Here is a 3,480-nt window from a genome sequence, read left to right on the forward strand (position 1 = left end):
TCCCCAAGGTGAGGCTTTCCGGCAGGTAGCCGATCCCCACGCCTCGGCGAACCGCCAAGGCGCCGAGCGCTAAATCGTCAACGACCGCACTTAAAATTCGCGGTCTGATTGTCGTTTGCTCACTCCCGAGGTCAAACGCCCACGAGGCGATGGGCGGTGTAAGAACACAGGGATGTGCAGCAAGCTCCTTTGGGTGGGAAAGGCGCATTATCCCTGGATGCCGATCCAGAAACGCCTGACTGGCGCACAGGACGTAGCGAACAGGCCATAGCTTGCGCGCGATGAAGCGTCCATCCCGCAAAGGGCCGAATTGGAACGCCAGATCGACGCCTTCCTCGATGAGATCGGGGGTGGCGTCGGTCAATCGAATATCCATGACCAAATCGGGATGGGCCGCAGCGAACTCGAGGAGATAGGGCCCAAACATCTCGGAGCACGCGAAATGGGGCGCCGTAATCCTGATCGTGCCCCGCAAATTCTGTCCATTCGCCGACAAGGCGTCGGCCGCAGCCTCGATTTCATCCACCGCCTGACCACAACGGTCGGAGAACGCGCGGCCATCGTCGGTCAGACTGACGGCTCGTGTGGTCCGCCGCAAAAGCTGCGTCTTCAATCGGGCCTCGAGCGCGGCGACCCGGCGGCTCACTGTGCTGACCGGTACGCGCAGCGATCGCGCCGCGCCCACGAAGCTCCCTTCGCGGGCAACTCTTAGGAAGATGGCCACATCGTCATAACTGAGCGTCATTATCTCACCAGTGCAAATGTGATTTCAAATTATCTATGATTGTTGCCGATATCAACGCCTCATACCTTGGGGGCCAGGCGCTGCTTTGCCGAGCGGCGATGGCGATCAACGGAAACTGGAGGCAGGCATGCACCTCGGGATCATCGGAGCGACCGGCAATATTGGCCAACGAGTCCTCGCCGAGGCCGTCAGTCGCGGCCACAAGATCACAGCCTTCACCCGCGACGCATCGCGCTTTCCCGAAGATCCCGGCGATATCGTTTGGAAGACGGTCGACATCTTCAACGTCGACGATCTGAGCAGCGGAATGGCGGGATTGGACGTCCTCGTCAGCACCTATCAGCCCGGCAACGCTGCGCGCGACTTCAACGATACAGTAGCGCGCTCGATCGAAGACCCCACCGTCTATGCAACCGCCGCCCAGGCCCTTCTGCGCGCCATGGAGAACCATCTGCGTCTACGTCTGATCGTCGTCGGCGGCGCCGGGAGCTTAGAGGTCAAGCCGGGCCTGACGCGTGCAGACTCTCCTGATGATCTTCGCGAGAGCATGAAGCTGCTTGGTCTCCCTGAGGCCTATGCCGAGGCGGTGCGCGGGCACCGGGACGCTCTGAACGTTTTGAGACTCTCCAACCGCCTTTGGACCTATTTCAGTCCGGCGGAGGAGATCTACCCCGGCGAGCGAACCGGTCGCTTTCGCCTTGGCGGCGACCAGCCGATCCTCGACGAAAATGGGCGCAGCCGGATATCAATCGAAGATGCTGCGATCGCCATCGTTGACGAAGCGGAGTTGCCTAGGCACGTGCAGAGGCGATTTACGATCGGCTACTAAGCCTGAGCCACTTCCAATTGGGGCTGTTGAAGTCAGCGCCGCCCGCCTAATGCATGTCGCCCAAAAGTGCGCAGCGGTTTGGGAGAACGACATGCATCAAAACAAAGACTGAAGCGCGTCGCCTGAATCCGTTTCGTCACGACGCGCTTTGGTTCGGCTTCGGCTTCTTGCCATGCGGACGCTTGGGCGGCGCACCGGCAAAGCCCGGGCCCGTGCCTTGAGGCGCATCGTCCGGCACGCCCTCATGCGCCGCGTGCTCCTTGTCGAACTTGATGACCGGCTCCATCTTCGCCAGCACGTCGTCGGCCAGCCAGCACAGGCTCATATGGCCGTCGCCGAGGTTCTTCACCGGCGGCACCTTGGTCTCGCACAGATTGTCCGGAACCAGCTTCTTGTAGCCGCAGCGCGTCTGGAACGGGCAGCCTGTCGGCGGGTTCATCGCCGACGGGATGTCGCCCTCGAGCACGATATGCTTCTTGACCACGCTGGTGTCGGCGATCGGGATCGCCGACAACAGCGCCTCCGTATAGGGATGGTAGGGCGGCGAGAATATCTGGTCCGTCGTGCCTTGCTCGACAATATAGCCGAGATACATGACCACCACGCGGTCGGCGATGTAGCGCACCACCGAGAGATCGTGGCTGATGAACAGCATCGTCGTCTTGTTCTTGCGCTGGATGTCCATCAGCAGTTCGGTCACCGCCGCCTGCACCGAGACGTCGAGCGCCGACACCGGCTCGTCTGCTACCACCACCTTGGCATCTCCGGCGAAGGCGCGCGCCACGCCGATGCGCTGCTTCTGGCCGCCTGAGAGCTGGCGCGGCTTGCGGGTCTCGAAGGCCCGCGGCAGCTTCACCAGGTCGAGCAGTTCCAGCATGCGCTTGCGTCGCTCGGCCACCGTCTTGCCGACGTTGAATTTCTCCAGCGTGCGGATGATCTGCGAGCCGACGGTGTGGCTGGGGTTCAGCGTGTCGAACGGGTTCTGGAACACCATCTGGATCGAGGATACCGTCTCGACATTGCGGCTCTCGATGCCGGTCGACTGGATCTCCTTGTTGCCGAGCGTCACCGTGCCCGAGCTTGCGGTCTCGAGCCCCAGAAGCACCTTGGCGAGCGTCGACTTTCCGCAGCCGGATTCACCGACGATCGCGACCGTCTCGGACTCGCGCGCGGTGAACGAAATGGTCTCGTTGGCCTTGACGACGCGGCCTTCGCTGGAGCCGAACACCTCGCTGCCGCCGACCTTGTAGTATTTCTTGAGATTGTCGATCTTGAGCACCGGCGCGCCGGGCTCGACCTTTTCATTGACCTTCTTGGCGCCGGGCGGCAGCGCCTCCCAGTCGATCTCGTTGAAGCGCACGCAGCGCGAGAAATGGCCCTCGTGCCCTTCGACGGCGATCATCGGGATTTCCGCGGCGTTGCAGACACCCTCGACGAAATGGTGGCATCGCGGACCGAAATTGCAGCCTTTCGGCCGCTCATGCGGCAACGGCAATTGGCCGGGAATGGAGATCAGCGGCCGCGAATTCTTGTCGGCGCCCGGCAGCGGGATCGAACGGAACAGCCCTTGCGTATAGGGGTGGCGCATCCGGTCGAAGACGTCCTTGATCTTGCCGGTCTCGACCGCCTCGCCGGAATACATCACCGTGATCTTGTCGCAGGTCTCGAGGATGAGGCCGAGATTGTGCGACACGAAGATCATCGAGGTGCCGAACTTCTGGCCGAGACCCTTGACCAGCTCGACGATGCCGGCCTCGACAGTGACGTCGAGCGCCGTCGTCGGTTCGTCGAGCAGAAGCAGTGCCGGTTTCGACAGCAGCGCCATGGCGATGACGATACGCTGCTGCTGGCCGCCGGAAAGCTGGTGCGGATAGGAGCGCATCATGCGCTCCGGATCGGGCAGCCT

At 62.2% G+C, this 3,480-nt stretch carries 3 protein-coding genes; 1 reads left to right on the forward strand and 2 read right to left on the reverse strand.

Annotated elements, in window-relative coordinates:
* Positions 1-745 (reverse strand): LysR family transcriptional regulator (locus EOA38_RS31140; RefSeq protein WP_145966144.1); only part of this gene is annotated, 745 nt, incomplete at its 3' end.
* A 127-nt stretch (positions 746-872) separates the two neighbouring features.
* Here EOA38_RS31140 and EOA38_RS31145 point away from each other — a divergent pair.
* Positions 873-1,574, forward strand: a complete 702-nt coding sequence (locus EOA38_RS31145) for an NAD(P)H-binding protein (RefSeq protein ID WP_126093018.1) — start codon at positions 873-875, stop codon at positions 1,572-1,574.
* 136 nt (positions 1,575-1,710) lie between these two features.
* On the opposite strand, the gene EOA38_RS31150 is transcribed toward EOA38_RS31145, so the two are convergent.
* Positions 1,711-3,480, reverse strand: a 1,770-nt coding sequence (locus EOA38_RS31150) for an ABC transporter ATP-binding protein (RefSeq protein ID WP_145966145.1), incomplete at its 5' end; no start/stop codon positions are given.

The sequence above is a fragment of the Mesorhizobium sp. M1E.F.Ca.ET.041.01.1.1 genome, assembly GCF_003997355.1.
Lineage (GTDB): Bacteria > Pseudomonadota > Alphaproteobacteria > Rhizobiales > Rhizobiaceae > Mesorhizobium.

What these genes read in the sequence shown, in the direction of transcription:
- EOA38_RS31145 (WP_126093018.1), top strand. Translation starts at nt 873, where the DNA reads ATGCACCTCGGGATCATCGGAGCGACCGGCAATATTGGCCAACGAGTC.